At 53.0% G+C, this 3,929-nt stretch carries 2 protein-coding genes and 1 pseudogene; all 3 read left to right on the forward strand.

All coding sequences use genetic code 11. The features are described 5' to 3' along the window. On the forward strand, positions 1-310 hold a 310-nt coding region (locus I2G69_RS14105; RefSeq protein ID WP_207740602.1), incomplete at its 5' end, for a hypothetical protein. Between the two features lie 250 nt (positions 311-560). After that, the gene (locus I2G69_RS13950; protein WP_195560989.1) at positions 561-2,108 is read left to right on the forward strand and encodes a nitrite/sulfite reductase; all 1,548 of its coding nucleotides are present in this window, start codon (positions 561-563) and stop codon (positions 2,106-2,108) included. 768 nt (positions 2,109-2,876) lie between these two features. Further along, positions 2,877-3,929, forward strand: a pseudogene (locus I2G69_RS13955) (CBM35 domain-containing protein); the annotation flags it as partial.

Raw genomic sequence — 3,929 nt, forward strand, 5'->3', positions numbered from 1 at the left:
GGGAAGGCTTTTCCCTAATAAACAGCAAGGACCCAATCCTGAGAATCCTCAGGATTGGGTCCTTCTGTGTTTTATTCGTCTATTTTTTGCATGTGGTGGGATTGTGATTTTTGCTTGCTTCCATAGAGCTTCCAATATGGAGCAGAAAGCAAACTCTTTTCCGTTTGCTTTCGTAGGGAACGCCGTAGGCGAGAGAGGCACTGTGTGCCCGCGAAAGGCACTGTGTGCCCGGAAGATTTTTATGAGTATAAAGGATTTTCCGGAAGTTTTCATCCAATCTCTCTTTCAAAGGAGGTTGCCCGATCTATAATCATCATCCTTTCTGTATCAGGGAGGCCGGCAAACATCGATTTGCCGGTAGCCGGCCGGGTTCCGATTTCGATATCTATATCCTAACGGCGAAAGTTGAAGAAAACTTGAAGAACGGATGGATATTAAAAGAAAATTTGAAAACAAGCCCCGGGGGATTTTTTGAAAAAATCGCAAAACAGGATTGGACTTTTGCCAAAAAAAGGGTATCATAAGAATGAAGCCAATCATGAGGAAAGGACATAGAAGAAATGAAAAAAATTGCGACAGAGGTATGGAAAGAAGATCTGGCGGAATTCCGCGAGAAGACCGATGCTTTTTATGCGGGAGAGCTGGATAAAAGCGCCTACAAAGGCTTCTCCGGCGGATATGGAAGCTATGCCCAGCGGGGCGGAAACGCCAGCATGGTCCGGCTTCGTATGGCTGGCGGCCGTCTGACAAAGGACAAGCTGAAATTTGTTGCAGATTGCATCGCAAAGCACAACATCGACCGCGTCCATTTGACCACCTGCCAAACCATCCAACTCCACAATTTGCATCCCGCTGCCATTTATGACATTGTGGAGTCTGCGCTCGACCACGGCATTGTGACGCGCGGAGGCGGCGGCGACTTCCCAAGGAACGTCATGGTTTCCCCGCTTTCCGGCGTGGAAAAAGGGGAATATTTTGATGTGCTGCCCTATGCGGAGGCGGCAGGGGAATACCTGCTGACCTTTATCAAAGAGCAGAAGATGCCGAGAAAGCTGAAAGTAGGCTTCTCAAACAGCCCGGCCAACCAGACGCACGCCACGTTCCGCGACCTGGGGTTTGTTGCGCGGCCGGACGGCAAATTCGATGTATACAGCGCAGGCGGGCTGGGCAATAACCCCCGTATGGGCCTGTTGGTTGCGGAAGGCGTGGATCCGTCCAAGATCCTGTACTATATCTGCGCCATGCGCGATACGTTTATCGCCTATGGAAACTACGAACAGCGGAACAAGGCGCGCACGCGCTACATGCAGGAAACCCTCGGCGAGGAGGGTTACGTAAAGGCGTACCAGGAGAAGCTGCAAGCGGTGTTTGACGCCCACGACGACCTGGACCTGGACATCTCCCCCGCGCCCGTTTCAAAAAAGGGAAATGGGACAACGGCACAGGGAAAGCGCGTGATCCCGCAGAAACAGGAAGGCCTGTATGCGGTGGAATACCATCCGCTGGGCGGCTGCCCCGCGCCCTCCAAATTTGCGGAGCTGTATGCGCTCATCGCGCCGATGGAGGACGTTGAGATCCGGCTGGCCCCCGATGAGACGATGTACATCATCCATTTGACGGGCGAAGAGGCCCAAAAAGTTCTTGCGGCAACGGAGGACGGCGCCCAATCCCTGCTGGAGACGTCGGTGGCGTGCATCGGCGCGTCCATCTGCCAGGTAGGCCTGCGCGATTCGCAGCAGCTGTTGGCGGAGATTGTGAAGCAGGTCCGCGCCGCTGGAATCCCCGACGGGGCGCTGCCGCAGATCCACATCTCCGGATGCACGTCGTCCTGCGGGACCCATCAGATCGGGGAGATCGGTTTCCACGGCGGCGTCAAAATGATTGACAAAGTGGCGACTCCCGCGTTTACCCTGCACCTGAACGGCAGCGATGCGCAGGGGATGGAACGGTTCGGCGAACCGGCCGGCATGATCCTACAGGACAACATCCCTGCGTTTTTGGTCGAAGTCGGGAAGGCGGCGGCCGCTGCCGGGGAGTCCTATGGGGACTGGAAAAAAGCCCACGGGGAGCAGCTGCAAGAAATCGTAGAACGCTATCTGGTCAAGTAAGCCCCTGCGCAGAGGGTTATCGAGACCATATGGAAAAGAGGGGCTCCCGCCGGGCAAGCCCCTCTTTTCCATATGCCCCACCGGCCGTGTGAAATAGGTGAAATTGTATAAAACGTAGGATGGATACCAGGGTTACAAGTGGTATTTTAGAAAAGTATTTGCATAATTGCGGAAAAAATTTATACAATTATATCATTTTCAGTAAAGATATTGACAAATTTCAATAGATTTGTTTTAATTATTACTGTGTTAAGCGGATAAATGGATTGATTCAACATGTTCATATTCTGCGGATAGAAATATGTTGATATAATGCCTCCGCGGAAAGCACGGTATCATTTTTTTGAGTATAAGTTCTTTTCTTCATATTCCTTCCCAAATAGCTGAAGCCGGCTCCGTGTCTTACCTCTCGGAGCCGGACGAAAGCTTTTCCTTTTTGGGAAGGGCGTCCTTTTGAATTCATACATTCCTTCTTAATAAAATATTTCACAAACAAGGCAGGGACAATACCGTCCCTGCCTTGTTTGTTCTATCCGAAAATAAAATACCTCGTGTAAAAAACGCAAAAATATCACATCTTCGGCAAGAAAATCTATTGACATTCGCAAAGAAATTTGCTTTACTTTATTAAAGAAACAATTCGATAAATCTATTAGCCCGTTAAGAAACGGCTGCGATGAAAGGAGGTGAACTTGGAGAAGCGCATCTCTATCAAAGGGTGAATGTGGCTGGGGAATATCCCCCCCTGCCAAAAGAAGGAGGAGAAAAATGAGAAGAAAATGGATATCTTTGCTGCTTGCAGCGTCGATGGTCCTCTCGCCGTCCTATCTGTTCCCAGGGGCTGCCATGGCCCTGACCGAACAGGACGATTCTGGGTATTCGACGTACGAATGCGAAGACGGAGAGGTGCTGGGCAGTGCAGTAGTCAGCACGTCTTTTAGCGGGTATACGGGCGATGGAAGCGTTGTCTGTGGCATGGTCCCCGTACAGGGCGTGACCCTCTCCAATGTTACCGTCCCGGAAGAGGGCGATTACACCGTCCTGATCCGCTATGGCCAAAGCAATTGGTCGGCCCGGACGATGTACGTCTATGCGAACGGCAATGAAGCGGACGCCCAGCAGGTGGTTTTCCCGAAGCTGAAGAGCTGGGGGCTCTGGGATCAAATCCCGGTGACCGTCCATCTCAACGCGGGAGAGAACACGCTGACGGTCGCCAGCGGAGCAGGCGATTCGGGCGACGTCGTCCTGGACAACGTCGCGGTGAGCGACGCGCCCATGGTGATGACGCAGGTCCCCGTCCCGAACGGCGGCTTTGAAAGCGGCGACACCACGAATTGGACGGTGGACAACCTCTCCAACGTGGGCTATGGCGTGGATCAGCCGGACGCATTCGGCGGCGACTATAAGTTCTATTTCTACACCACAAGCAATTTTGAAGGGCGTTTGCACCAGACGGTCACCGGGCTGCCGGAGGGTACATACCAGGTGAACGCAACGGTGAAAATGTCCAATGGACAGCAGGACGAGAGCCGTATGGAGCTTTCCGGCTACGACGGCGATGCAACAACACAGGTGGAGATCCCCTATAACGGCGGGTATGAGCGGTATTCTTCCCAGGTGGAAGTGAAGGACGGCCAGCTGACCATCGCCTTCTATTGCCTGGGCAATGCCCACACCTCCATGCAGATCGACAACGTGGAACTCTGGAAGATCGACAGCACAGCCCCGAGCGAGACCTATGCGGTCCAGGTGGCGGACGGGCAGGAAGCAACCCTGAGCGCGCCGGCAGAGGCGGCTTTGGGCGAGACCGTGACGGTTTCC

This window comes from Anaeromassilibacillus sp. D41t1_190614_C2, from assembly GCF_015558525.1.
GTDB classification, from domain to species: Bacteria; Bacillota; Clostridia; order Oscillospirales; family Acutalibacteraceae; genus Anaeromassilibacillus; species Anaeromassilibacillus stercoravium.

Coding starts and splice junctions, on each gene's coding strand:
- I2G69_RS13950 (WP_195560989.1), top strand. CDS start 561: ATGAAAAAAATTGCGACAGAGGTATGGAAAGAAGATCTGGCGGAATTC.